At 58.6% G+C, this 21,443-nt stretch carries 20 protein-coding genes, 4 tRNA genes and 1 riboswitch; of the genes, 9 read left to right on the top strand and 15 right to left on the bottom strand.

The window, feature by feature from the left end:
- Window positions 1–162: 162 nt before the first annotated feature.
- Window positions 163–990 carry a protein-glutamate O-methyltransferase CheR gene (gene cheR / locus KGA88_RS22315; protein ID WP_110662516.1) on the bottom strand — a complete coding sequence of 276 codons (828 nt, stop codon included), beginning with the start codon at window positions 988–990 and terminating at the stop codon, window positions 163–165.
- Between the two features lie 45 nt (window positions 991–1,035).
- Window positions 1,036–1,968 carry a chemotaxis protein CheV gene (locus KGA88_RS22310; RefSeq protein ID WP_007980130.1) on the bottom strand — a complete coding sequence of 311 codons (933 nt, stop codon included), beginning with the start codon at window positions 1,966–1,968 and terminating at the stop codon, window positions 1,036–1,038.
- An 83-nt stretch (window positions 1,969–2,051) separates the two neighbouring features.
- Here KGA88_RS22310 and flgA point away from each other — a divergent pair, with 83 nt between their 5' ends.
- The 4 genes from flgA to KGA88_RS22290 all read left to right on the top strand — a co-directional run bounded on the left by flgA (window position 2,052) and on the right by KGA88_RS22290 (window position 4,660).
- Complete coding sequence (flgA, locus tag KGA88_RS22305) at window positions 2,052–2,810, top strand: flagellar basal body P-ring formation chaperone FlgA (protein ID WP_110662515.1); 759 nt, start codon at window positions 2,052–2,054, stop codon at window positions 2,808–2,810.
- Window positions 2,811–2,977: 167 nt separating this feature from the next.
- Window positions 2,978–3,304: a flagellar biosynthesis anti-sigma factor FlgM gene (gene flgM, locus KGA88_RS22300; RefSeq protein ID WP_110658344.1), complete on the top strand. Its 327-nt coding sequence runs from the start codon at window positions 2,978–2,980 to the stop codon at window positions 3,302–3,304.
- 48 nt (window positions 3,305–3,352) lie between these two features.
- Window positions 3,353–3,820 (top strand): flagella synthesis protein FlgN, encoded by a 468-nt coding sequence (locus tag KGA88_RS22295; RefSeq protein WP_110658343.1) that lies wholly within the window; start codon window positions 3,353–3,355, stop codon window positions 3,818–3,820.
- A 93-nt stretch (window positions 3,821–3,913) separates the two neighbouring features.
- Complete coding sequence (locus KGA88_RS22290) at window positions 3,914–4,660, top strand: flagellar brake protein (protein WP_110658342.1); 747 nt, start codon at window positions 3,914–3,916, stop codon at window positions 4,658–4,660.
- A 63-nt stretch (window positions 4,661–4,723) separates the two neighbouring features.
- Here KGA88_RS22290 and KGA88_RS22285 read toward each other — a convergent pair whose 3' ends face one another.
- The 5 genes from KGA88_RS22285 to KGA88_RS22265 all read right to left on the bottom strand — a co-directional run bounded on the left by KGA88_RS22285 (window position 4,724) and on the right by KGA88_RS22265 (window position 10,338).
- Window positions 4,724–6,109, bottom strand: a complete 1,386-nt coding sequence (locus KGA88_RS22285; RefSeq protein ID WP_110658341.1) for an MFS transporter — start codon at window positions 6,107–6,109, stop codon at window positions 4,724–4,726.
- Window positions 6,110–6,179: 70 nt separating this feature from the next.
- Complete coding sequence (locus KGA88_RS22280) at window positions 6,180–7,424, bottom strand: glutamine synthetase family protein (RefSeq protein ID WP_181432002.1); 1,245 nt, start codon at window positions 7,422–7,424, stop codon at window positions 6,180–6,182.
- A 201-nt stretch (window positions 7,425–7,625) separates the two neighbouring features.
- Entirely contained in the window at window positions 7,626–8,318 is a 693-nt protein-coding gene (locus KGA88_RS22275; RefSeq protein ID WP_223594305.1) for a sensor histidine kinase, read from the bottom strand.
- Window positions 8,315–9,919 (bottom strand): tetratricopeptide repeat-containing response regulator, encoded by a 1,605-nt coding sequence (locus tag KGA88_RS22270; protein WP_223594303.1) that lies wholly within the window; start codon window positions 9,917–9,919, stop codon window positions 8,315–8,317. Before KGA88_RS22270 ends, KGA88_RS22275 begins: the two co-directional genes overlap by 4 nt.
- A 342-nt stretch (window positions 9,920–10,261) precedes the next feature.
- Window positions 10,262–10,338: transfer RNA gene (locus KGA88_RS22265), tRNA-Arg, on the bottom strand.
- Window positions 10,339–10,629: 291 nt separating this feature from the next.
- Here KGA88_RS22265 and KGA88_RS22260 point away from each other — a divergent pair.
- From KGA88_RS22260 to KGA88_RS22250, 3 genes are all read left to right on the top strand, one after another.
- A complete protein-coding gene (locus KGA88_RS22260; RefSeq protein ID WP_110662655.1) occupies window positions 10,630–10,863 on the top strand; it encodes a hypothetical protein in 234 nt (77 codons plus the stop codon).
- 23 nt (window positions 10,864–10,886) lie between these two features.
- Window positions 10,887–11,066 carry a PA3371 family protein gene (locus tag KGA88_RS22255; protein WP_110662656.1) on the top strand — a complete coding sequence of 60 codons (180 nt, stop codon included), beginning with the start codon at window positions 10,887–10,889 and terminating at the stop codon, window positions 11,064–11,066.
- A 413-nt stretch (window positions 11,067–11,479) separates the two neighbouring features.
- Entirely contained in the window at window positions 11,480–11,806 is a 327-nt protein-coding gene (locus KGA88_RS22250) for an Arc family DNA-binding protein (protein ID WP_003178899.1), read from the top strand.
- Between the two features lie 382 nt (window positions 11,807–12,188).
- Here KGA88_RS22250 and mgtE read toward each other — a convergent pair whose 3' ends face one another.
- Entirely contained in the window at window positions 12,189–13,631 is a 1,443-nt protein-coding gene (mgtE, locus tag KGA88_RS22245; RefSeq protein ID WP_110660499.1) for a magnesium transporter, read from the bottom strand.
- 322 nt (window positions 13,632–13,953) lie between these two features.
- Here mgtE and KGA88_RS22240 point away from each other — a divergent pair, with 322 nt between their 5' ends.
- Entirely contained in the window at window positions 13,954–14,472 is a 519-nt protein-coding gene (locus KGA88_RS22240) for a cell envelope protein SmpA (protein ID WP_110660498.1), read from the top strand.
- 20 nt (window positions 14,473–14,492) lie between these two features.
- Here the strand turns inward: KGA88_RS22240 and KGA88_RS22235 are convergent.
- The 7 genes from KGA88_RS22235 to ltaE all read right to left on the bottom strand — a co-directional run bounded on the left by KGA88_RS22235 (window position 14,493) and on the right by ltaE (window position 20,456).
- Window positions 14,493–14,569 (bottom strand) — tRNA-Arg (locus KGA88_RS22235).
- A gap of 72 nt (window positions 14,570–14,641) precedes the next feature.
- Window positions 14,642–14,718, bottom strand: a tRNA-Arg gene (locus KGA88_RS22230).
- 107 nt (window positions 14,719–14,825) lie between these two features.
- A tRNA-Ser gene (locus KGA88_RS22225) sits at window positions 14,826–14,916 on the bottom strand.
- Window positions 14,917–14,978: 62 nt separating this feature from the next.
- On the bottom strand, window positions 14,979–15,167 hold the full coding sequence (gene csrA, locus KGA88_RS22220; RefSeq protein ID WP_002554426.1) for a carbon storage regulator CsrA: 189 nt from the start codon (window positions 15,165–15,167) through the stop codon (window positions 14,979–14,981).
- Window positions 15,168–15,353: 186 nt separating this feature from the next.
- Complete coding sequence (locus KGA88_RS22215; protein ID WP_007971040.1) at window positions 15,354–16,595, bottom strand: aspartate kinase; 1,242 nt, start codon at window positions 16,593–16,595, stop codon at window positions 15,354–15,356.
- Window positions 16,596–16,686: 91 nt separating this feature from the next.
- Window positions 16,687–19,305: an alanine--tRNA ligase gene (gene alaS / locus KGA88_RS22210; protein ID WP_223594300.1), complete on the bottom strand. Its 2,619-nt coding sequence runs from the start codon at window positions 19,303–19,305 to the stop codon at window positions 16,687–16,689.
- A gap of 146 nt (window positions 19,306–19,451) precedes the next feature.
- Complete coding sequence (gene ltaE, locus KGA88_RS22205) at window positions 19,452–20,456, bottom strand: low-specificity L-threonine aldolase (RefSeq protein WP_223594298.1); 1,005 nt, start codon at window positions 20,454–20,456, stop codon at window positions 19,452–19,454.
- A 197-nt stretch (window positions 20,457–20,653) separates the two neighbouring features.
- A riboswitch (FMN riboswitch) is annotated at window positions 20,654–20,824 on the top strand.
- A 103-nt stretch (window positions 20,825–20,927) separates the two neighbouring features.
- Between ltaE and KGA88_RS22200 the strand changes: the two genes are divergently transcribed.
- Window positions 20,928–21,440: a 6,7-dimethyl-8-ribityllumazine synthase gene (locus KGA88_RS22200; RefSeq protein WP_110660495.1), complete on the top strand. Its 513-nt coding sequence runs from the start codon at window positions 20,928–20,930 to the stop codon at window positions 21,438–21,440.
- Window positions 21,441–21,443: the final 3 nt, after the last annotated feature.

Here is a 21,443-nt window from a genome sequence, read left to right as displayed (position 1 = left end):
GATGTTGTGGGTCAGTTCCAGTGCCCGAGCGAGACGCATAAAAAAATCCGATGCCAGTACAGGCATCGGATTTTGATTTCTTGCGGCCAAAGGTCAAGCGAGAAGGCTTAACTGATCGGCATTAGCCCCAAAGGGCTCCCGTTTTTTGACAACACCAACAAATCACTTCGCCTGGTAAATAATCCCCGGGCTGCACTGGACCATCTGGTAATGATCCGGCAAACCGTTCAGCGCTTCGGAAGCACCGAGGAACAGGTAACCGCCCGGCTTCAACGTACTGTGGATGCGCAACAGGATGTCCTTCTTCACCTCGGCGGAGAAGTAGATCAACACGTTGCGGCAGAACACGATGTCGAACTTGCCCAGGGCTGCGTAGCTGTCCAGCAGGTTGAACGAGCGGAACTCCACCCGGCTCTTGATCGGCGCCTTGATCGCCCAGCGTCCCGGTCCTTTCGGATCGAAATAACGCTGCAGGCGCTCGGGCGACAGGCCGCGGCCGATGGCCAGGCTGTCGTACTCGCCGGTCTTGCAGTTGTTCAGCATGGTGCCGGACAGATCGGTGGCAACGATCTGCACGCCCATCCTCAACTGCCCCATGTTGACCCGCTCGAACTCGTCGATGGACATCGACAGCGAATACGGTTCCTGGCCCGACGAGCATGCCGCCGACCAGATGCGCAGGCGCTGGCCGGGACTGGCCTTGATCGCTTCGGGCAGTACCTTGTTCTTCAAGACTTCAAACGGGTAGGTATCACGAAACCACAGGGTTTCGTTGGTGGTCATGGCATCCACCACCTGCTCGCGCAAACCGCTGCGCGGCTGGGTCTGCATGCGCTGAACCAGCTCACCCAAAGACTTGATGCCTTGCTGTTCCATCAGTTTGTTGAGACGGCTGGAGACCAGGTATTGCTTGTTTTCACCGAGCAAAATGCCACAGGCTTTTTCCAGGAATACCCGGAACTGTTCGAAATCCAAATTACCCGTAGACAATGATGCCGCCTCTTAAATCGTGTTGACTGCCAGGGGCGCGGGCCCCTAGCTGATATCTGCTGCTTTGATCCGGTCGACTACCCGGGATGCCAGGTCATCAGGACGGAATTTGGCCAGGAAGTCATCGGCACCGACCTTCTTGACCATCGCCTGATTGAAAACCCCCGACAACGAAGTATGCAGGATGATATGAAGCTTTTGCATGCGCGGGTCGTTGCGGATTTCCGCCGTCAGGGTATACCCGTCCATCTCCGGCATCTCGATGTCGGAGATCATCATCAGGAACTCTTCTTCCGGCTTCTTGCCCTCGTCGACCAGTTTGCGCAGGTAGTCCAGCGCTTGCCGACCGTCGTTCAACGCCACCACTTCGACGCCGACCGTTTGCAGGCAACGCGTGACCTGCTTGCGCGCCACCGACGAGTCGTCGACCGTCAGCACGCGCAACGACAGCGCCTTGTGCTGGGTTTCGACATCCACCACGCCGACGGAAATCGCTTCCGGCGTCGGCGCCACTTCCGCCAACACTTTTTCGACGTCGATGATTTCGACCAACTGATTGTCGACCCGCGTCACCGCCGTCAGGTAGTGATCGCGTCCGGTGCCCTTGGGTGGCGGATGGATCTCCTCCCAGTTCATGTTGACGATGCGTTCCACCGAGCGGACCAGGAAACCCTGGGTCTTGGTGTTGTACTCCGTGATGATCACGAAGGGGTTGTTCTTGTCCTTCAAAGCACCGGAGCCGGTCGCCATCGCCAGATCAAGGATCGGAATGGTCGCCCCCCGGATGTTCGCCACGCCGCACACGACAGGACTGGACTTGGGCATCAGCGTCAGTTTGGGGCATTGCAGCACCTCCCGAACCTTGAAGACGTTGATCCCGTATAGCTGCTGGCCGTCGAGACGGAACAACAACAGCTCAAGGCGATTCTGCCCCACCAGTTGCGTGCGCTGGTTTACCGAATCCATTACACCAGCCATGCCCAGACTCCTACACCAACGCCAAGTGTTGTTGCGACGCACCTTCATCACTAAACGGCACGGCGCTTGCTTTTTTAATCGTTATGAACACAGAACCGACATTTTTTCGACGCCTGATCACACCCTATCGCAAATTACTCGGCGTGCTGGCGGCTGTTTGCCTGTTCAACGCTGGCAGCCCTGCCCTTGCTGACGCGGTTACCTTGCCTGACATGCTTATCGGCGTCACTCAGGGCTTTCTTGAATTCACCGTAGAAGACTATCTGGCTACCAGTCAAACCGAAGGTCGCTACGAGATCGAGGTCAAGCAGCTCGATCCGCGCATGCACATGCCGATGTGCGACAAGGAATTGACAGCAACGCTGGAGAGTCCCAAGCCACTGGGACGGGTCACGGTGAAGGTGCGCTGCGAGGGCGCCTCCCCCTGGACCGTGTTCGTACCCGCTCAAGTCCGCCTGTTTCGCGATGTCGTGAGCACCGCCCGGCCACTGCGCCGCGCCGCCATTGTCGAGCCTGGCGACGTGGTGCTGCGCGAGCGCGATATCAGCCTGATCAGCCAGGGCTACCTGACCTCCCTCGACCAGGCGATCGGGCAGCGACTGACCCGACCAATGGTCGCCGACCAGGTGATTACCCTGGTGCATATCGAACAGGCCGAGGTTATCCGCAAGGGTGATCAGGTGGTGATTACTGCCCGCAGCGGTACGCTCAGCGTGCGAATGCCAGGCGAAGCCCTGTCAAACGGCAGCCTGAGCGAACAGATACGGGTGAAAAACCTCAACTCCCAACGGGTCATCAAGGCGCAGGTCATGGCGCCAGGGCAGGTGGAAGTGTCCATGTAAGGCTCTCTGCTCATCAGAATGTGGCGCTTGCCGCGGCTGTTCCCTAGACTGTGCTCCATGCAGGGCAAGCGCTGACGCGCGCGAGGTTCATTGATAAATGAGCCTAAAGTTTTCCAGGGAATGGCCGAAACCATGGCAAGCGTCCAAATTCCCAGAGGTTTTTTATCATGGTCATCGATTTCAGCCGATTGAACAGCTCCTCGTCCCTTACGGGCAGTACACGTACCAGCGCCAGCAAGGAAAGCGCCGAAACCGGCAAATCCGCGCCGCTGGAGTCCGCGGCCGAACAGGCCGGTACCGTCAAAAGCGGGGAATCGGTACATCTCAGCAATGAGGCTCAGCAGTTGCAGAAGGTCACCGACAAGCTGCGCGATCAGCCCGCCGTCGACAACGCCCGCGTGGCCGAGTTGAAAGCAGCGATTGCCGATGGCAGCTATAAAGTCGACAGCAACCGCGTAGCCAGCAAACTGCTCAACTTCGAAGCCCAGCGCTAGGCCTCCGCCGGCGCCAGGCTTTTGGACGCTTAAAACCCAAGGCCAGCCATGCACGACACTAATTTACTGCAACTGATCACCGACGACTTTGCTCCAGCGCAACACTTGCTGGAATTACTGCGCACCGAATCCCTCGCCTTGCATGGCCGCGACCTGCCATTGCTCGAGGACATCCTGGCGCAGAAACAGGCATTGATCGTCCTGCTCGAACAGCATGGCCGCAAGCGCAGTGAAATTCTCGCCAGCCTCAACCTGCCGACCAACCGCGGCGGTCTTGAGCAATTGGCCGGCCAGTCGAGCATTGGCGACCAGTTGCTGGCGCAAAGTGACGTGCTGACCGATCTCCTGGCCCAGTGCCAGGCCATCAACGCCAACAACGGTCAATCGATCCTCACTCAGCAGGCCGCTACGGCCACCCAGCTGAAAATCCTCAATGGCGGTGAAACCCCGGCGCTTTACGATGCCAGCGGAACATTCTCCAAGCTTGCTAAGCCGAGGCCGCTCAGTCAGGCTTAGGCCGCTCGATGAGCCCGCTCTATCCAAGACGCGAAAGATGCTGGCAAAATGCTGGCCAGTCGTAGTCAAATTTTGTCTGGAGATTGATTAACCGTGTCCAATGCCTTATCCGTGGATGATTCGCCGCAGCCACCCAAGGTGCTCTCCACGCCCTTGGAAATCTCCAGCAACCTGCGCCAGCTGCTCGAAAGCCATGACCCGCTGATCATCACGTTCCACGAGCGCAGCCAGCGCTTCCAGAGTTATCTGGTGGACCTGGACCGTGACAGCAACATGATTGCCCTGGACGAAATGATCCCCCGCGATGGCGAACGCTACCTGATGGCCGGCGAACCATTCAGGGTCGAAGGCTTCCACGAAGGCGTGCGCATCGCCTGGGAAAGCAACGGCCAATTGACCATCGACGAATCCGGTGGCAGCCGCTGCTATCGCGGCCCCCTGCCCGATGAAGTCTCGTACCACCAGCGCCGCAATGCGTTCCGCGCGGCGTTGAAGCTGGCACAACTGGTCAACGTCAACCTCGACGGCGAAAAGCTCAAGGCGCCCATCAGCGGCAAGCTGCTGGATATTTCCGCTACCGGGTGCAAATTGCGTTTCGACGGCGACATCACCGGCAGCCTGCAACTGGGCCAGGTTTACGATCGCTTCAACGCCGACCTGCCCTTTGGCAAGATGACCGCTCCAGTCGAGTTGCGTTACCTGCACTTCGAAGAAAGGATCTCCACTACGTTCGCCGGCGTTCGCTTCCACAACATGAGCGGACTGGTGCAGCGTCAGGTCGAACGCTTCGTCTACCAGTTGCAGCGCGAAGCACGTCGGTTCGACAAAGACGACATGTAACAGAGCGCCAACAAAAAACGGGCAGTCCCTTGCGGTGACTGCCCGTTTTTTTATGCCTTGGATTTAAGGCCTGGCCTCACTGAAGTTAGGGTCCCGCCCTGTATCAGGGTCTTGCGGTGGTTGATCGGTTTCAGCTTCGGTTACATCAGCCTCAGGTTCTGATTCAGGCTCTGGCCCGGCACTCACCGGGTTTTGCATCTGATCCTGCACTACCTGCTCATCAACACGCGGGTCGAGGCAAGCCACCAGTGGTGAACTCGTCATGTTGTCTGGCATGGCCACGTGATGCAGCGGCGCATCTTCCACCTGATGCAGGTTGGTCACCGCTTTCGGGCGAATCCGCCACACCAGCACCAACGCAAAGAAACTGAAGAAGGCATACAGCATCTGGCTGCCGAACAGCTTCATCAGCACACCAGCCACCAGCGGCCCGATACTCGCGCCAACACCGTAGGTCACCAGCAACATCGCCGTCAGGGACACCCGGCGATCGCCTTCGACGTGGTCGTTGGAGAACGCTACTGCCAACGGATACAGGCAGAACTGCACCAGCGAACAGATAAAACCGGCGATAAACAGAACCTCAAGCGGCACCTGCGGCATGATCGCCAGCGGCAGTGCAGCCAGGGCCAGGCTGAAAGCGAAACTGCGGATCAACACAGCCCGATCGTAACGGTCGGACAACCAGCCCAACGGCCACTGCACCAGCAACCCGGCAAAAATGCAGCTACCCATGAACAGACCGACCTGCTCCGTGGATAACCCTTGCTGCGAGGCATACAGCGGCGCCAGACCGTAGAACGAACCGACGATCAGGCCCGCCCCGAGCACCGTGCTCAATGACTGCGGCACGCGCTTGATAAAGAACCGTGGCTCCATGGGTGCCGGATGCAAGGGTGCCGGGTGAATCCGGCGGGTCAACGCCACGGGCACCAGGCACAGGGCGAAACACAGGGCGACCAGCATCAGCAGCTCCAGCCCCAGCGCCGGGTGCATGACCAGAATCAGTTGCCCCATGACCAAGCCCAGGTAAGAGGCAATCATGTAGCCGCTGAACACCAACCCGCGCTGCTTGGCCTCGGCCTGCTCGTTCAGCCAGCTCTCGATCACCATGTACTGGCACATCATGCCGAGGCCGACGATCACCCGCAGGAACAACCAGGCCGGCAGCCAATCGATCAGGCCATGCCCCAACACCGCCGCGCCGACGATCCCGGCACAGGCCGAATAGGCCCGGATATGCCCGACCCGGGCAATCAACCGGTGACCGATCTTGCCCCCCAGCACCAGGCCGAAGTAGTTGGCGGCCATCAGCGCACCAACCCACAGGCTGTCGACATGGTCGGCAGCCAGGCGCAGGCCCAGGTAGGTACTCAACAGGCCCGAGCCGATCAACATCATCAGCGAGGCGAAATACAGCGCTCGAAAGGATTTCCAGATTTGGCGCATCGGCGTTCCGAGCGGCTCCTTGCAGTGAGAATCGGCTATCGCTAAACGATAGCCGGATGTCGACGGATCGTCAGGCCTGGGCGGCTAAAACACGCCGTTCCCAGGGAGTAATTTCATCGTAGAAGCTGGTCAGTTCCAGGGTCTTCGAGGCGATGTAGCCTTCGATGAATTCCGTACCGAACAGTTCCTTGGCCAACTGGCTACGTTTCAGACGCTCCAGTGCCGCATGCAAGGTACACGGCAACGAAAGATTGTCCGGCACCTGGAACTCACCCTGGATCGGCGCGCTCGGTTCCAACGCGTTCTCGATGCCATGCAAACCCGCCGCCAGGCTGGCGGCAATCGCCAGATACGGATTGGCATCGGCCCCCGGCAAGCGGTTCTCGACCCGACGGGCCACCGGCAGGCTGGCCGGAATACGCAGGCCAGCCGCACGGTTGTCGTGGGACCAGCAGGCATTATTCGGTGAGGCGTATGGGTGGCACAAGCGCTGGTAGGAGTTCACGTTCGGCGCAAACAACGCAGTGAAGTCGGCCATGCAGGCCTGCTGACCGGCAATGAAGTGGCGGAAGATGGCCGTCTCCTGCCCCGCCTCATCACTGAATACGTTACGCCCCGAATCAATTTCGACGACGCTCTGGTGAATATGCATCGAACTGCCCGGCGTATGCGCCAGCGGCTTGGCCATGCACACCACGCTCAGGCCGTGCTTGAGGGCAACTTCCTTGAGCAAGTGCTTGAACAGGAACGTCTGGTCAGCCAGCAGCAATGGATCGCCGTGCAGCAGATTGATCTCGAACTGGCTCACGCCCATCTCGTGCATGAAGGTATCGCGAGGCAAGCCCAGGGCCGCCATGCACGCGTAGACCTCATTGAAGAAGGGGCGCAGCCCATTGTTGGAGCTGACGCTGAACGCCGACTGACCGTCCTCGCGACGACCGTCCAGCCCCAGCGGCGGCTGGAACGCCTGAGTCGGATCGGTATTGGGGGCGAAGATAAAAAACTCGAGCTCGGTTGCCACCACTGGCGCCAGGCCGCGAGCGGCGTAACGGGCGATGACCGCCTTGAGCTGGCCACGGGTCGACAGATTGGAGCTGGTGGTCGTGCCCAGTTCATCCGCGTCGCAAATGGCGAAGGCCCGTGGTGGGTTGCTCCAGGGCAGGCGATGGATTTGTGCAGGGTCCGGGATCAGCGCCAGATCACCATCATCGCTGCCGTAAAACCGCGCTGGCGGGTATCCGCCCATGATGCATTGCAGCAGCACACCCCGCGCCAGCTGCAAACGTCGACCGTCGAGAAAACCCTCGCTGGTCATCACCTTGCCCCGTGGAACGCCATTCAAATCCGGCGTGACACATTCAACTTCATCAATGCCCGTCAATCGCTGCGCGAGTGAACTCAGGCCAACGGTCGTCATGACGCTATCCTTGTTATTGTGCGGGCCGCGAACGGCGACCGTACAAAATAGGCTCCGCGTGTTCGGAATTTCAAGCAGCGTCGATAAATATGCTACCTGTCAGGGCAGGTACAGGCGGAACACACCACCACCCAACGGTCCGCCATTGCTGATTTCGGTACGCCCGCCGACGCCGTTGCGTTGATGCAACGCGGCAATACGCCCGGCAAAGTACAGGCCCAACCCGGTGCTGCCGGTGGTTTGATTGATGCCCTGCACGTAATCGGCCTGACGCTCGATCATCTGCGCCGGATACCCCTGGCCATCGTCATTGATGGTCAACACCAACTGCCCGGCTTCGTCGCTGACGCTGATCAGAACGGCATGCCGTGCAAAGCGGATCGCGTTGTTGATGCAGTTGGCCAATACCGACGCGATCAACTCACGGTCGAAGAAACCCAGCGGGCTCAACGGGTCCACTTCAAAGGTAGCCATGATGCCGCGGCTGGCGAACACTTCCTGATGGCAAGCCAGTTGCGCTTCGATGAAGTCGTCCAGTTCATGGTAGGCCGGCTGCAACGGCAACCGGTTGACGCCAAGCTTATACAGCCCCAGCAACTGCACCAGCATGCCGTTGAGGTGGGCGAACTCGAAGTCGATCACGCCCTGCTCCGGCGTCTGTTGCGCCGACGCCGGCAACCGCGCCAGCCACTGGCTGTGGGCCTGCATCAGCATGGCCAGCGAGTTCTTCATGTCGTGCACGGTAGAAGCGATTACCGTGGAGAAATCCAGTGCCTGCTCATTGTCATTCATTGGCCAAACGCCTTGCTTTTAAGCTTCTGATAACGCGGATAGCGCGCGTCGGAGTCGGGCATCAGGCCGACCATTTTCAGGCAGGTCCGGCATTCTTCCAGCTCGGCCGAAGGAGCGCTGGTATCGGTGCCGTGCAACAACGACTGCGCCAGGTTCAGGGCAATACTGATGTTCTTCGGTTGCATCGCCAGGGCTTTGCGGAACACCTGCCGGGCCTCCACCAGATTGCCGGTCTTGTACACGCGCACACCTTGACGGTTGAGTTCCGCGGCGGCGTTGCCGGAATTGAGGATGTTCGGGTCGTCGGTCTGCTTGGCGATGTCCTTCATGACCGCCGGATCGTCGCCGTAGATTTCCACGCAGTTTTTCAGCATCGCGGTGCCGGCTTCGGTCTGCCCGAGCATTTTCAGCTGCTTGGCCACCAGCAACGCCGCTTCGGCGCTCATGAATTGCTCCATGCCATCGAGGCGCAACAGCGCCTGCTCGGTGAGCTTGTCAGCCGTTTCCGCATCATTGATCAGCATGCTGGTGGCCTTCATCAAGCGCGCACGAATTTGCAGGCCAGGGTCGCCAGGGTTGTCCTTGGCCACTGCGCTCAGCGTGGTATTGATTTCCAGTCGGGTGCGGGTGTCCAGCCCCCTGTCGCTGCCCTTGCTGATCAAGGCATGAGCCAGGCCGAGGTTGCTTTCAGGATCCTTGAAACGCGACTGCGCGCCTTGGGCTACAGCCTGACGATAGGCTTTGGAGGCGGTGTCAAAGTCCTCGTTGGTCATCGCCAGCTTGCCGAGCATCGCTTGCCGGCGCACCGCCAGCGGCGACAAGCGAATCGCCTCTTCCAGAACGCGCTGCGCACCCTTGGTGTCGCCTTCGGCGACCAGCACGTCAGCCATGCCGTCATACAGCGACGGCATCATCGGGAAGACTTTCAGGGCTTTCTCGTAAATGCCTTTGGCCTGCCCGACCTGGCCGCGTTTGAACAGCAACTTGCCCAACCCGGCAAACGCCCATGGCAAAGGACGGTCGGCAATGATGCCGTCGTACAGCCGCTCCAACGCTTCGTTCTGATTGAGGTCGCGCAGGGCATCGGCACGATAGCGCAGGCACAGGGGCGAATAGCGGATGTCTTGCTTGCACAGGGCGATGCAGGCGTTGAGCACCTCCATCGGTTTGCCCCGGTCGAGGGCCTGCAGGATCGGCTTGAGCAGGGTCTTGCGCTGCTCCAGGCGCTCCAGGCGCTGGGCCAGGCTGGAACGGTTGAACGGCTTGGTCAGGTAGGCATCGGGCTCATGCTCCAGCGCACTGAGCACCATGGCCTGGCTGGTTTCGGCGGTGACCATGACGAACACCGCTTCATGGCTGATCAGCTTTTCTTCCATCAGGTCTTCGAGCACCTGCTGGCCGTTCTTCTTGCCGTCGCCCAGATGAAAGTCCTGCAGGATGAAATCGTAGGCCTTCTGCGAACACATTTTCAGCGCCTGTTCGCCGGTATCGGCAGTGTCCACTTCCTTGACGCCCAGTTCGCGCAGCATCGACCTGACCGAACTGCGGAAGTCCGAGAAATCATCGACGATCAAAAAACGCTTTTGGTGATACGACAGCATCGAAGATTTCCAGGCAATTGTTAGAAGAAGAACCCAAAGGCAAATACACGGACGGACTCAGCTTCGCAGCCCCTGTTTTGGCGCGCAGATGATAACTGGTGGCACTAGGCTATCAAACACCTTCTCATAGAGATGAGCCCGCCCAAGCCAACCGCAACAGACCAAGTGGCCCCTGACTGTCCGGGTTATCGGCCAACAATGGCGTTACCTTGAGAACCTTCCCCAACGCTTACCCTGAATAAGTAGAGGCGTTACTGAAAACGAGATATCGCGCACAAAAAAGCCCCGCCGGATGCAAATTTCCGACGGGGCTTTTCCGGACAGCAAAGTGCTGATGAATGATGGTGTCCCAGGGCAGGTTCGAACTGCCAACCTTCCCCTTAGGAGGGGGATGCTCTATCCAATTGAGCTACTGAGACACAAGTCGGCCGCGAAGAAACGCGACGCGATGGACGGCGTGCATGTTAACGGCCGGGCCTGCTTTTGTCATGTCGTCCGTAGGCTTTTTAAGTGTAGGCAGACGCCTCGGCCGGGCGCGGACTTGTTTACCGTGCAAATTGCATCACCTCAAAAAGCCATCATTGCAAAATGCAAGATCGAGCTTTCGCGTAAATATGTTAATTCATTGTTTTTAAAGAATTTAATTGCCGATAGACTCTGGCATGCGAGCTGCTTCTGCTGTTCTCCACAGAACAACGGAGGCCCGCCTCATGAACAGTGCCCTTTTACTCTCGAATGCAATCGCCCTGACGGTTTTGTTGGGTTTTCATTTTATCCCCGAGAGTGGTGCTACGCAGGTTGCCCAGCGGATGCCACATTACCTTCAACTGCAAAAAGCGCCGCAGTTGGCCGTGATGAGCGACCAGCACGGCTTTGTCAGCCAGGAGGTCAGCCAGGAAAACATCCCACTGCCGACTCCACCTGCCGAACGTTTGGTTTTTTGAATGACCCCCACCAGGAGCACAGCATGTCCAAATCAGCCGCGAGTTTCTTCATCCTCGCCTTGTCGAGTGGCATTTTTCATCTGTCATTGACCCAGGACATGGTCGTCACCCTCCCCCTGATCGCCTGTGGTGTATTCACTGCTCTGTTCGTGCTCGCATTGATTGCCGGGCGCAAGATCAAGTTTGATCCGGTGCTGCGTTAATCCTGGCTTGGCAGACCCGGTGCGAGGGCCTGCCATCCATCCCCAATTCAGCCCCTCTATACGACTCCCCCTAGTAAATCGGCCATTTGCCACTATTCTGTAGAGGTAAGGAACAGTGATCGAGTGCGCTGTTTTCTGCCTGCCGGACACCTTTCGTCGGGCGGAGAAAGCGCTAAGCGATACGGCCCGGTCGAACTTTTCAAACCAGTCCGCATTTCTGATAATTGGTGCTGGCAGAACGCCTTTATCCAGTTCAATATTTGTCACAGAATTGACGCCAAGGATCTGGCTGGTTTGAGGCATGATGCGCGCCTCTATCAATTCAGGTTGAACATTTGGTCAGAGCGCTTGTCCTACCAGACATCCTGCGGCCAATCCCGAAAACCGCTCCCCTGAACTAACCGGTTAAATATATGCGCCCATTGAAACAGGCAATTTATTCCAGCCGTACGGCTGACAAGTTCGTCGTACGTCTGCCAGACGGAATGCGTGAACGCATTGCCGAGGTGGCTCGCAATCATCATCGCAGCATGAACTCCGAAATCATTGCGCGCCTTGAGCAGAGTCTTATTCAGGAAGGCGCACTGGGAGAAGAGTTGAGCATGCGCCTGGACAGCCCGGAGCTTTCCTTGCATGAGCGCGAGCTGCTGCAACGCTTCCGCCAACTCTCCCATCGACAGCAGAACGCCCTTGTTTCGCTGATCGCTCATGATGCTGAAATGGCCGCCGACGCGTCCTGATTCAGCCTGAAAGCTCAAGCCAGCCTGATCGCTGGCTTTTTTTTGGGCTTTTACTGGACGCAGCCTCCTGCAGGAGCTGGCTAGCCAGCGATGGTCGCCAACGATAACGCGTGTGACCTGGATAAACGCGGCGCACCTGGGTCCATCGCCGGCAAGCCGGCTCCTACAGTTCCCCAGCGCTCAAACGCAGTCACTTGTAGGAGCTGGCTTGCCAGCGATGGTCGTTAACGATAACGCGTGTGACCTGGATAAACGCGGCGCACCTGGGTCCATCGCCGGCAAGCCGGCTCCTACGGGGATTGCGTTATCGGTGCTTCCCGGGGTTGCCCGAAATCCGGGCACAAAAAACCCGCCAATTGGCGGGTTTTCAATGAGCAGGACTTCAGAGCAGGAAGATTGTCGCAAGCCCGAGGAAGATGAAAAAGCCGCCGCTGTCGGTCATGGCGGTAATCATCACACTCGCACCCATTGCCGGATCGCGCCCCATCTTCGCCAGGGTCATCGGGATCAAGACCCCCATCAACGCCGCCAGTAGCAGGTTGAGCGTCATCGCGGCGGTCATCACCACGCCCAATGACCAACTGCCATAAAGCAGGTAGGCAACCACACCAATCACCCCGCCCCAGATCACGCCGTTGATCAGCGCGACCGCCAACTCCTTGCGCATCAGGCGCGAGGTGTTGCCGGTGCTCACCTGGTCCAGCGCCATGGCGCGAACAATCATGGTGATGGTCTGGTTGCCCGAGTTGCCACCAATGCCCGCCACGATCGGCATCAACGCCGCCAGCGCCACGAGCTTCTCGATCGAACCCTCAAACAGACCGATGACCCGGGAGGCTACGAACGCGGTAATCAGGTTGATCGCCAGCCAGGCCCAACGGTTACGCAGGGATTTCCAGACCGAGGCAAAAATGTCTTCTTCTTCACGCAGACCCGCCATGTTGAGAACTTCGCTTTCGCTCTCTTCACGGATCAGGTCGACCATTTCATCGATGGTCAGACGGCCGATCAGCTTGCCGTTCTTGTCGACCACGGGCGCGGAGATCAAGTCGTAACGCTCGAACGCCTGGGCGGCATCGTAGGCGTCTTCGTCCGGATGAAAGCTCACCGGATCGCTGGCCATCACCTCGGACACCTGTTTGTCCGGGTCGTTGACCAGCAAGCGCTTGATCGGCAACACACCCTTGAGGACGCCGTCGTAATCGACCACGAACAGCTTGTCGGTGTGGCCCGGCAACTCCTTGAGACGGCGCAGATAACGCAAGACCACTTCAAGGCTGACATCCTCGCGGATGGTCACCATCTCGAAGTCCATCAGCGCACCGACCTGCTCCTCGTCATAGGACAGAGCCGAACGCACGCGCTCGCGTTGTTGCTGGTCGAGGGTCTCCATGAGCTCATGAACGACGTCTCGCGGCAGCTCGGAGGCCAGGTCAGCGAGTTCGTCGGCATCCATGTCCTTGGCGGCTGCCAGGAGCTCGTGATCGTCCATGTCGGCGATCAGCGACTCACGAACCGAATCGGATACTTCAAGGAGGATGTCGCCGTCGCGATCGGCCTTGACCAGTTGCCAGAGCGTCAGACGATCATCCAGCGGCAAGGCTTCAAGGATGTAGGCAACGTCGGCGGAGTGCAGGTCATCGAGCTTGCGTTGCAACTCGACGAGATTCTGCCGGTGGACCAGGTTCTCGACCCGGTCATGATGCGGGCCTTCCTGGCGGTGAGTCAGGTCTTCTACTACTCGCTGGCGCTGCAGCAATTCAACCACCTGAGCCAGGCGATCCTGCAAGCTTTCCTGCGTTTTCTTTACTTCGATTTCAGACATAGGCGAACTCCACTCCCAGCAGCGGGGCACGCCGGAAGGATCAATCAGTCAATTCATGATTGGTAAAACGGGGTACTGAGTAACTACTGGGTAAGTCCATGGAGGTATTCCACAAGCCCCGGCGGGGCTGACGGGCGTAATGATACACCGCCTGACGGTTTTAAACGTTAAAAAATCGCGGCTGAAACAAGCGCTTGCACAACAAACTTGAGCATCGTCCTGATCCGTGAAAATGCGACGACGCATCCAGAAAAGAAAACACACCTCCTTTTCGAAAATTGTAGCCGCTACCCTTGATAAGGAACGTCATGGAGGACGCCTGATGCCATCAGTTGCACGATTCTTTTTGCTTTTCACCCTGCTCAACCCCCTGCCCCCGGCGCTCGCTACCACTGTTCAGCGCTGCGAGGCGGCCAATGGGCGCACTACCTTCACCACACTGGGTTGTGCCGCGGGAGAGAATGTTTCACTTCAGGACGCCCGCGCCTTTACGCCAGGCAGCACGAGGGCGCTTATGCCGCCAGCCGAACCCCGCGAAACATCAGGAATGAAAATCCAAAGGAAAGAGCCGACCGTGGTCGGTCAGGTGCAGGACAAGTGTGGAAACCTGATCAGTGCCAGGCAGCGCCGAGAGGCGATCATCAATCGACGAGTAATCGCCGGCATGAGCCAGCAAGACGTCGAAAGCGCGCTCGGCAAGCCGGACAAGATCAGTATTCGCAATTCAGCCACGAGCTACCGTTACGACACCCTGCGAGGCCGCAGCGCTCAGGTGGAGTTCGACGAGAGGGGATGCACGAAAGGAAAAGCCAAATCCCAGACGGCAAAAAGCCCGCATTAAATGCGGGCTTTTTGTTTGTATGGTGCACTCGACAGGATTCGAACCTGTGACCGCTCGGTTCGTAGCCGAGTACTCTATCCAGCTGAGCTACGAGTGCAATTTGTGTTTTTATACCAGATCACAACTGGTTGAAGCCAAGTTACTTACATCGCTGTAACTAACTCTTAAATGGTGCACTCGACAGGATTCGAACCTGTGACCGCTCGGTTCGTAGCCGAGTACTCTATCCAGCTGAGCTACGAGTGCATTTGTTGCCGCGCATTATAGGCCGTCTAATCTCTATGTCAAACACTTTTTCTAGTAATTTCAACAACTTACCGAAGAAGCCAGATTACAACGTACTACGCAAATAATGGCGGAGAACGGGGGATTCGAACCCCCGACACCCTTTTGAGGTGTACTCCCTTAGCAGGGGAGCGCCTTCGGCCACTCGGCCAGCTCTCCGCAACACGGGGCGTATATTAACCAGCTTCTTCCCCGTTTGCAAACATAAAAAACGATAAAAATTAATGGCTTGGTTCTTCGTCCTTCTCTTTCTTGATACGCAGGTAAATTTCTTCCCGGTGAACAGCCACCTCTTTGGGGGCATTAACACCGATGCGCACTTGATTTCCTTTGACGCCGAGCACGGTCACGGTGATTTCGCCATCACCGATAATCAGGCTTTCTGCGCACCGACGAGTCAGAATCAGCATACCTTTCTCCTCACGCATTTCATTTCAGGGACAACAGTCTGCAAAAAAAAGGCACTCGACCTACAACCAAAACGGTCGAAGTCCTACATGCCTGAGTATTGACTAGCGCGAGCAAAAGAACAGCCAACGGGTCGCGCCTTTCAAAAAACAAAGGGCGCGGTCAGACCGCGCCCTTTGGCAAACGCATCACTCGCCCTGGCGGGCCGGTGCATCCAGTTCGAAAGCCGTATGCAGGGCGCGCACAGCCAGTTCCAGGTACTTCTCTTCGATCACTACGGAGACTTTGATTTCCGAGGTCGAGATCATCTGGATGTTAATGCTTTCCTTGGCCAGGGATTCGAACATGCGGCTGGCCACGCCTGCGTGAGAGCGCATGCCAACGCCAACGATCGACACCTTGGCGATCTTGGTGTCGCCCACGACCTCACGGGCACCCAGCTCACCAGCGGTCTTTTCCAGCACGGCTTGCGCCGCCTGGTAGTCGTTGCGGTGCACGGTGAAGGTGAAGTCGGTGGTGTTATCGTGCGCGACGTTTTGCACGATCATGTCGACTTCGATGTTCGCGGCACTGATCGGGCCGAGAATCTTGAAGGCAACGCCCGGGATGTCTGGCACGCCACGGATGGTCAGCTTGGCTTCATCGCGGTTGAAAGCGATACCGGAAATGATCGGCTGTTCCATGGTTTCCTCTTCATCAATAGTAATGAGGGTGCCCGGACCCTCCTTGAAGCTGTGCAGTACGCGCAGCGGAACGTTGTACTTGCCGGCGAACTCGACCGCGCGGATCTGCAACACCTTGGAACCGAGGCTGGCCATTTCCAGCATCTCTTCAAAGGTGATCTTGTCCAGGCGCTGGGCCACGGACACCACACGCGGGTCGGTGGTGTAGACGCCGTCGACGTCGGTGTAGATCTGGCATTCGTCAGCCTTCAGGGCTGCCGCCAGCGCCACGCCGGTGGTGTCGGAACCGCCACGACCGAGGGTGGTGATGTTGCCGTGCTCGTCGACGCCCTGGAAACCGGCGACAACCACCACACGACCTGCCTTCAGATCACCACGAATCTTCTGGTCATCAATCTGCAAGATACGCGCTTTATTGTGCGCGCTATCCGTCAGAATCCGCACCTGGTTGCCGGTGTACGACACCGCTGGCACGCCACGCTTGATCAGCGCCATGGCCAACAGGGCAATCGTCACCTGCTCACCGGTGGAAACGATCACGTCCAGCTCGCGCGGAACCGGTTGGCCGTCACCACTGATTTGCTTGGCCAGATCGATCAGACGGTTGGTTTCGCCGCTCATTGCAGACAGCACAACCACCAGGTCATCGCCGGCATCGCGGAATTTCTTAACCTTGTCGGCGACCTGCTCGATTCTCTCGACAGTGCCGACCGAGGTGCCTCCAAATTTCTGTACGATCAAAGCCATTTCAAAGCCGCCTCTGCCCATGAAGGGCGCCCAAATAATCACTCAAACAGCGTTGCGGCCCGCCACTAGACTACGAGCCGCAAGTACTGCCTTATAGACCCTGCTCTACAAACGGAACGGTCAGGGCCAGTGCCGCATCCAGTGCGCCAGCGTCGGTACCGCCGCCTTGCGCCATGTCTGGACGACCACCACCCTTCCCGCCCACTGCCGCAGCGGCTTGCTTCATCAAATCACCGGCTTTGAGTTGGCCAGTCAGGTCTTTGGTTACGCCTGCAACCAGAACGACCTTTTCCTCATGGACACTGCCGAGCAGGATCACTGCGCGGCCGAGTTTGTTTTTCAGTTGATCGACCAGCGCCAGCAGCGCCTTGCCATCCTGACCGTCCAGACGCACGGCCAGCACTTTCACGCCCTTGACGTCCAGCGCCTGGGCCGACAGATCGTCGCCCGCGGCACTGGCAGCCTTGGCTTGCAACTGCTCGAGTTGCTTCTCCAGCAGACGGTTGCGCTCCAGCACAGCCGACAGCTTGTCGATCAGGTTGTCGCGGCTGCCCTTGACCAGGTTGGCCGCTTCCTTGAGTTGTTCTTCCGCCGCGTTCAAGTAGGCCAGCGCTTGCGCACCGGTGACTGCCTCAATACGACGCACACCCGAAGCCACACCGCCTTCACTGATGATTTTCAGCAGGCCGATGTCGCCGGTACGGTTGGCGTGGATACCGCCGCACAGCTCGACGGAGAAATCGCCGCCCATGCTCAGTACGCGCACGTTGTCGCCGTACTTCTCGCCGAACAGCGCCATGGCGCCTTTTTGCTTGGCGGTTTCGATGTCGGTTTCTTCGGTTTCAACAGCGGAGTTCTTGCGAATCTCGGCGTTGACGATGTCTTCCAGCGCTTTGATCTGCTCAGGCTTGATCGCTTCGAAGTGGCTGAAGTCGAAGCGCAGGCGCTGGCTGTCGACCAACGAGCCTTTCTGTTGAACGTGATCGCCCAGCACTTTACGCAATGCTGCGTGCAGCAAGTGGGTGGCCGAGTGGTTCAGCGAAGTGGCGTGACGCACGTCGGCCTCGACGTGGGTCTCCACCGGTGCGCCAATGATCAGGCTGCCGGAGGCCAGCACGCCGTGGTGCAGGAACGCGCCGCCGGTCTTGGTGGTGTCACGCACGTCGAAACGCGAAGCGCCAGCCTGCAGGTAACCGCAGTCACCGACCTGGCCACCGGATTCGGCGTAGAACGGCGTCTTGTCGAGAACGATCACGCCCTCGTCGCCTTCGCTCAATACGTCGACCGACTGGCCGTTCTTGTACAGGGCAACGATTTTTGCCGAGCCACTGGTATCGGTGTAGCCGGTGAATTCGGTGGCCACATCAACCTTTACCAAGGTGTTGTAGTCCAGACCGAACGAGCTGGCCGAACGCGCACGAACACGCTGGGCTTCCATCTCACGCTCGAAGCCGACTTCGTCGATGGTCAGCTCGCGCTCACGGGCGATGTCGGCGGTCAGGTCCATCGGGAAACCATAGGTGTCATACAGTTTGAACACCACGTCGCCCGGCACCACGGTGCCTTTGAGTTCAGCCAGGTCCTGTTCGAGAATCTTCAGGCCGTGCTCCAAAGTCTTGGAGAACTGCTCTTCTTCGGCCTTGAGTACGCGCTCGATGTTGCTCTGCTGCTTCTTCAGTTCCGGGAAGGCTTCGCCCATCTCGGCGACCAGCGCGGCAACGATCTTGTAGAAGAAGCTGCCGGTGGCGCCCAGCTTGTTACCGTGACGGCAAGCACGACGAATGATCCGGCGCAGCACGTAGCCACGGCCTTCATTGGACGGCAGGACACCGTCGGCAATCAGGAAACCGCACGAACGGATATGGTCGGAAACAACTTTCAGCGAAGACTGATCGCCATTTTCACAGCCGATCGCCTCGGCCGACGCGCTCAGCAGGTTCTTGAACAGGTCGATTTCGTAGTTGGAATTGACGTGCTGCATCACCGCACTGATCCGCTCCAGGCCCATGCCGGTGTCGACCGACGGCGCTGGCAACGGATGCAACACGCCATCGGCGGTGCGGTTGAACTGCATGAAGACGTTGTTCCAGATCTCGATGTAGCGGTCGCCGTCTTCTTCAGGCGAACCCGGCGGGCCACCCCAGATGTGGTCGCCGTGATCGTAGAAAATCTCGGTGCATGGGCCGCACGGGCCAGTATCGCCCATGGTCCAGAAGTTGTCGGAAGCGTATGGCGCGCCCTTGTTGTCGCCGATGCGGATCATGCGCTCGACCGGCACGCCGATTTCTTTGGTCCAGATGTCATACGCTTCATCGTCCGAGGCGTAGACGGTGACCCAGAGTTTTTCCTTCGGCAGTTTCAGGACACCGGTCAGGAAGGTCCAGGCGAAGGTAATTGCGTCGTGCTTGAAATAGTCACCGAAGCTGAAGTTACCGAGCATTTCGAAGAAGGTGTGGTGACGAGCGGTATAACCGACGTTTTCCAGGTCACTGTTCTTGCCGCCGGCACGTACGCATTTCTGGCTGCTGGTGGCGCGGGTGTACGCGCGCTTTTCCTGGCCCAGGAAGCAGTCCTTGAACTGGTTCATCCCCGCGTTAGTGAACAGCAGGGTTGGGTCGTTGCCCGGAATCAAAGAGCTGGAGGCTACACGGGTGTGGCCTTGCTCTTCGAAGAAGCGAAGGAAGGCTTCACGGATTTCTGCGCTTTTCATTAGGTTCTTCCACGGAGGCTGCGGCCAAAGGCCTGTTCGAAACGTCAACAGACGAAGCGACGGCAAAGGGCCGCATTATATCGGCCCTGCGCGCGGGGTACAGCGTGTTTATACGATAGAAACGGTCAATTGGAGCGCTAACGCTATCACTTGCGCGAAAAGTCGACGAATGTCGCGACGACTTGCCCGATTTGCGCACGGCTGACGTCCATGTGCGTGACCATGCGCAGACGAGCGGCGGCACTGAGCCTGATCCCGCGCTCGGCGGCAAACGCCTTGAGCGCCTCGGCCTGGTCGCCCATCTGCACATATACCATATTGGTCTGCACCGGCTCGACCTCGAAACCAGCCGCACGCAGGCCTTCGGCCAGCAACTGCGCATTGGCATGGTCATCGGCCAGGCGCTGGACGTTGTTATCCAGCGCATACAGGCCCGCCGCCGCGAGGATACCGGCCTGACGCATGCCGCCACCGACCATCTTGCGCAGGCGTCGAGCCTTGCCGATCAACTCGACCGAGCCGCACAGCACCGAACCGACCGGTGCGCCCAGGCCTTTGGACAGGCACACCGAGACCGAATCGAAATACTGGGTGATTTCCCGGGCATCGACACCCAGCTTCACCGCCGCGTTGTACAAACGTGCGCCGTCCAGGTGCAACTGCAAACCCTGTTCGCGGGTAAAACTGCGCGCCCGGGCCAGGTATTCCAGCGGCAGGACCTTGCCCTGCATGGTGTTCTCCAGCGCCAGCAGTCGGGTGCGGGCGAAATGGAAGTCGTCCGGTTTGATCGCTGCGGCGACGTGGGCCAGGTCCAGCGAACCGTCAGCCTGCACTTCCAGCGGCTGCGGCTGGATCGAACCGAGCACCGCCGCGCCACCGCCTTCGTATTTATACGTGTGGGCCTGCTGGCCGACGATGTACTCGTCACCGCGCTCGCAATGGGCCATCAACCCCAGCAGATTGCTCATGGTCCCGGTCGGCACGAACAGCGCCGCGGCAAAACCCAGGCGCTTGGCCAGTTCGGCTTCCAGGTGATTGACCGTCGGGTCTTCGCCATACACGTCGTCGCCAGTGGCTGCTTTGGCCATCGCGTCGAGCATGCCGGCGGATGGTTGGGTGACGGTGTCGCTGCGAAGATCGATAACGCTCATGAATCTGGCCTCGGTAAGCAGGGGAAATCCCTTTCAGGAAGGAATTACTGCGGGCATGACGGTGAATATTCAACCCTTGGACCAGGATAATGCCCGCTAATACAGCGAAATACTCGATGACAATCATCCAAAAGGGGCCATGCGCACACCGCAAATATGTGATAAAAACGCTGCGCCGCCAAACATTCCGGCGGCAAAAACGTTCTCAGGGCGGGGTGCAACTCCCCACCGGCGGTAATTGCGCGCAATGCGCATAGCCCGCGAGCGCTTGGTGACAGCACGGCTTCGGCGGTGCCTGACGGCAAGGTCAGCAGACCCGGTGTGATCCCGGGGCCGACGGTCATAGTCCGGATGAAGAGAGAACGGGATTGGCACCAAAGGGCCGTCCGCCAGCATTCGTGTGAGCGTGCGCACCCTCAGATCCCCTTCGATTCATAACGCCCTGTTTTTTACACAAACAGGAGTCAGAACATGCAACCCACCGCAATCGACAGCAAAAGCAAAAACCATCACGGCGAGCGCGTTGCGTTCATCCAGGCCTGCTGGCACAAGGACATTGTCGATCAGAGCCGTAAAGGCTTTGTCGCCGAAATGATTGCCCAGGGTTATCAGGAGTCCGACATCGATTTCTTCGAAGTCGGCGGCGCCTTTGAAATGCCCCTGCACGCCAAACTGCTGGCCAAGACCGGTCGTTATGCCGGCATCGTCGCGGCCGCCCTGGTGGTGGATGGCGGGATCTACCGTCATGAGTTCGTCGCCCAGTCGGTGGTCAGCGGCCTGATGCAGGTACAGCTGGAAACTGAAGTGCCGGTGTTCTCGGTGTCCCTGACCCCGCACCACTTCCATGCCGGCGAAGAACTGCATCACAAGTTCTTCTTCGATCACTTCGTGCACAAAGGCCAGGAAGCGGCAAAGACCTGTGCCGATACGCTGCACAAGATTCGTACGTTGCGCCGCACTGAGCCACGCGCGGTGGCCGTCTAAACA

The organism is Pseudomonas sp. A-R-19 (genome assembly GCF_019956575.1).
Taxonomy (GTDB): domain Bacteria; phylum Pseudomonadota; class Gammaproteobacteria; order Pseudomonadales; family Pseudomonadaceae; genus Aquipseudomonas.
The sequence above is the reverse complement of the archived record's forward strand: the minus strand, read 5'-3'. Positions and strand labels throughout refer to the sequence as shown.

Excerpts from the sequence above, each read along its gene's own strand:
- KGA88_RS22295 (WP_110658343.1), top strand. The coding sequence starts at position 3,353 with ATGCACGACACTAATTTACTGCAACTGATCACCGACGACTTTGCTCCA.
- KGA88_RS22250 (WP_003178899.1), top strand. The coding sequence starts at position 11,480 with ATGCGCCCATTGAAACAGGCAATTTATTCCAGCCGTACGGCTGACAAG.
- alaS (WP_223594300.1), bottom strand. The coding sequence starts at position 19,305 with ATGAAAAGCGCAGAAATCCGTGAAGCCTTCCTTCGCTTCTTCGAAGAG.
- KGA88_RS22260 (WP_110662655.1), top strand. The coding sequence starts at position 10,630 with ATGAACAGTGCCCTTTTACTCTCGAATGCAATCGCCCTGACGGTTTTG.
- KGA88_RS22280 (WP_181432002.1), bottom strand. The coding sequence starts at position 7,424 with ATGACCAGCGAGGGTTTTCTCGACGGTCGACGTTTGCAGCTGGCGCGG.
- flgM (WP_110658344.1), top strand. The coding sequence starts at position 2,978 with ATGGTCATCGATTTCAGCCGATTGAACAGCTCCTCGTCCCTTACGGGC.
- KGA88_RS22310 (WP_007980130.1), bottom strand. The coding sequence starts at position 1,968 with ATGGCTGGTGTAATGGATTCGGTAAACCAGCGCACGCAACTGGTGGGG.
- mgtE (WP_110660499.1), bottom strand. The coding sequence starts at position 13,631 with ATGTCTGAAATCGAAGTAAAGAAAACGCAGGAAAGCTTGCAGGATCGC.
- KGA88_RS22285 (WP_110658341.1), bottom strand. The coding sequence starts at position 6,109 with ATGCGCCAAATCTGGAAATCCTTTCGAGCGCTGTATTTCGCCTCGCTG.
- csrA (WP_002554426.1), bottom strand. The coding sequence starts at position 15,167 with ATGCTGATTCTGACTCGTCGGTGCGCAGAAAGCCTGATTATCGGTGAT.
- KGA88_RS22255 (WP_110662656.1), top strand. The coding sequence starts at position 10,887 with ATGTCCAAATCAGCCGCGAGTTTCTTCATCCTCGCCTTGTCGAGTGGC.
- KGA88_RS22270 (WP_223594303.1), bottom strand. The coding sequence starts at position 9,919 with ATGCTGTCGTATCACCAAAAGCGTTTTTTGATCGTCGATGATTTCTCG.
- KGA88_RS22240 (WP_110660498.1), top strand. The coding sequence starts at position 13,954 with ATGCCATCAGTTGCACGATTCTTTTTGCTTTTCACCCTGCTCAACCCC.
- KGA88_RS22200 (WP_110660495.1), top strand. The coding sequence starts at position 20,928 with ATGCAACCCACCGCAATCGACAGCAAAAGCAAAAACCATCACGGCGAG.
- flgA (WP_110662515.1), top strand. The coding sequence starts at position 2,052 with ATGAACACAGAACCGACATTTTTTCGACGCCTGATCACACCCTATCGC.
- ltaE (WP_223594298.1), bottom strand. The coding sequence starts at position 20,456 with ATGAGCGTTATCGATCTTCGCAGCGACACCGTCACCCAACCATCCGCC.
- KGA88_RS22215 (WP_007971040.1), bottom strand. The coding sequence starts at position 16,595 with ATGGCTTTGATCGTACAGAAATTTGGAGGCACCTCGGTCGGCACTGTC.
- KGA88_RS22275 (WP_223594305.1), bottom strand. The coding sequence starts at position 8,318 with ATGAATGACAATGAGCAGGCACTGGATTTCTCCACGGTAATCGCTTCT.